General features: G+C 73.3%; 3 protein-coding genes. 2 read left to right on the forward strand and 1 reads right to left on the reverse strand.

From position 1 onward, the window contains the following. Positions 1 to 435, reverse strand: a 435-nt coding sequence (locus tag H5J29_RS27745) for an SRPBCC family protein (protein ID WP_181783942.1), incomplete at its 3' end; no start/stop codon positions are given. A 52-nt stretch (positions 436 to 487) separates the two neighbouring features. On the opposite strand from H5J29_RS27745, the gene H5J29_RS27750 reads away from it, so the two are divergent. Together H5J29_RS27750 and ligA are read left to right on the forward strand one after the other, a co-directional pair. After that, positions 488 to 1,003 carry a MarR family winged helix-turn-helix transcriptional regulator gene (locus tag H5J29_RS27750; RefSeq protein ID WP_312858447.1) on the forward strand — a complete coding sequence of 172 codons (516 nt, stop codon included), beginning with the start codon at positions 488 to 490 and terminating at the stop codon, positions 1,001 to 1,003. A gap of 9 nt (positions 1,004 to 1,012) precedes the next feature. Continuing rightward, positions 1,013 to 2,835 (forward strand): NAD-dependent DNA ligase LigA (gene ligA, locus H5J29_RS27755; RefSeq protein WP_181783944.1); only part of this gene is annotated, 1,823 nt, incomplete at its 3' end.

Here is a 2,835-nt window from a genome sequence, read left to right on the forward strand (position 1 = left end):
AGCGCCGTCCGTGCAGAGGGTGACGAACCGGCGGAGGTCCTTGCGCAGGCCGCGCCGCAGGACGAGCCGGGCGAGCGGGGCGTAGTAGCGCTCCGCTCCCGTGGGTCGGACGCGTGTGCGCAGCACGATCCGGCACCGGTCGGGGCCGAGCGCGACGACCTCACGGGCCCCCTCGGCGTCGACCCCGCTGGTGGTGCGCCAGGTGAACCGGCCGCCCGACGCGGTGACGACCTCGCCGTCGTTGTGCAGGGTCCGGCCCGCGAAGCGCATCACCTCGGCGGTGCGCTGGCCGGGACGGGCGAGGCCGGGCGGCGTCGGGACCATCGAGACGACCTGGCCGCGCCACTCCGCGTCGCGGGAGTAGTCGGCGAGCACGCCCCAGGCCCGCTCGGCGGACACCGGTGCCTCGGCCTCGGCGGAGAAGCTAATTGTCATGCGTCGAAAAGTACGACGTCGAAATGTTCGGTGTCAAGGTAGGGTCGGGGTCGTGGACGACGCGATCGACGGCATCGTGGGGCAGTGGCGCCGCGAGCGTCCGGACCTGGGCGCCGAGGAGCTCGCCGCGATGGCGCTGTTCGGCAGGCTCGGGCGGCTCGCGCACCTCGCCGAGCCCCTGGTCGGACGGACGTTCGCACGGCACGGGATGGGCACGGCGGAGTTCGACGTGCTGGCCGCCCTGCGCCGCAGCGGGGAGCCGTACACCCTCACCCCGACCGCGCTCTCCCGGACGCTGATGCTCTCGCCGGCGGCGATGACGAACCGCCTGGACCGGCTCGAGTCGGCGGGCCGGGTCGAGCGGCGGCTGGACCCGGAGAACCGGCGGAGCATGCTCGTCACGCTCACCGCGGCGGGCCGCGAGGCGGTCGACGCGGTGGTGGCCGAGCACGTCGCGAACGAGCGGGAGCTGCTGTCGGTGCTGACCGCGGCGGACCGCACCCGGCTCGACGCGATCCTGCGGCGGCTGCTGGCCGGATGGTCGGAGACTGTCGGTGGGGCCGACTAGCCTGCACCCGTGAGCCCGGACAGCCCTGTCACCAGCACCGTTCCCGACCAGGCGCGGGAGCGGCACGCCGCGTTGGCCACCGAGGTCGCGGACCACCAGTTCCGCTACTACATCCTCGATGCGCCCGTGGTGTCCGACGGCCAGTTCGACGCGTTGTGGCGCGAGCTGATCGCGTTGGAGGAGGAGCATCCGGAGCTGCGCACGCCGGACTCGCCCACCCAGCGCGTCGGCGGCACGTTCTCCACGGACTTCACGGCGCACGACCATCTCGAGCGGATGCTCAGCCTGGACAACGCGTTCTCCGAGGAGGACCTGCGGGCCTGGGCGGACCGGACCGTCAAGGAGGTCGGCAGCCCGCACTACCTCTGCGAGCTGAAGATCGACGGGCTCGCCGTGAACCTGCTGTACGAGAACGGGGCGCTCACGCGTGCGCTCACCCGGGGGGACGGGCGGACCGGCGAGGACATCACGCTCAACATGCGCACGCTGGAGGAGGTGCCCGAACAGCTCACCGGAACCGCGGACTTCCCCGTGCCGGAGCTGGTCGAGGTGCGGGGCGAGGTCTACTTCCGGCTCGAGGACTTCGAGCGGCTCAACGCGTCGCTCGTCGAGGCGGGCAAGGCGCCGTTCGCGAACCCGCGCAACACCGCGGCCGGCTCGCTGCGGCAGAAGGACCCGCGGGTCACGGCGTCGCGCAACCTGCGGCTGATCTGCCACGGGCTGGGCAGGCGGCGCGGGTTCACCCCGGTCACCCAGTCGCACTCCTACGAGGCGCTGCAGGCCTGGGGCCTGCCCGTGTCCACGCGCACCAAGGTCTTCACGTCGGTGGACGAGGTGGTGGCGCACGTCGCGTACTGGGGCGAGCACCGGCACGACATCGAGCACGAGATCGACGGCGTGGTCGTGAAGGTGGACGAGGTGGCCCTGCAACGCCGCCTCGGCTCCACCTCACGCGCCCCGCGCTGGGCGATCGCGTACAAGTACCCGCCGGAGGAGGCGACGACCACGCTGAAGGACATCCAGGTCAACGTCGGCCGCACCGGGCGGGTCACCCCGTTCGCGGTGATGGAGCCGGTGCTGGTCGCGGGGTCCACGGTGTCCATGGCGACGCTGCACAACGCGGACGAGGTGCGCCGCAAGGGCGTGCTCATCGGCGACCGGGTGGTCATCCGCAAGGCGGGGGACGTGATCCCCGAGGTGCTCGGCCCGGTGGTGGACGTGCGGACCGGCGCGGAGCGCGAGTTCGTCATGCCCACGCACTGCCCCGAGTGCGGCACGGAGCTGGTGCAGCAGAAGGCGGGGGACGTGGACCGCCGCTGCCCCAACGCGCGGTCCTGCCCCGCCCAGCTGCGGGAGCGGCTCTTCCACGTGGCCGGGCGCGGCGCGTTCGACATCGAGGGGCTGGGGTACGAGGCGGCCGTCGGGCTGCTGCAGTCCGGGGTGGTCCAGGACGAGGGGGACGTCTTCTCGCTGGGGGAGGAGGACCTCCTCCGGGTCGACCTCTTCCGCACCAAGGCGGGCGCGCTGTCGGCGAACGGGCGCAAGCTGCTGCAGAACCTGGAGGCGGCCAAGGACCGGCCGCTGTGGCGGGTGCTGGTGGGGCTGTCCATCCGGCACGTCGGGCCCACGGCCGCGCAGGCGCTGGCGCGCGAGTTCGCCTCGATGGAGGCGATCGAGGCGGCGGCGGAGACCGCGCGGGTCGAGACCGAGCGGGCCGGGGTGGAGATCACCTCGGACGGCTCGGCGGACGAGGAGCCCCCCACCCCCCGCGAGCCGGACACCCCACCCCGCGAGTCGGACGCTGAGGCGCGCGAGTCGGACGCTGAGGCGCG

Origin of the sequence: Pseudonocardia pini (assembly GCF_013870575.1) — a bacterium.
Taxonomy (GTDB): Bacteria; Actinomycetota; Actinomycetes; order Mycobacteriales; family Pseudonocardiaceae; genus Pseudonocardia; species Pseudonocardia pini.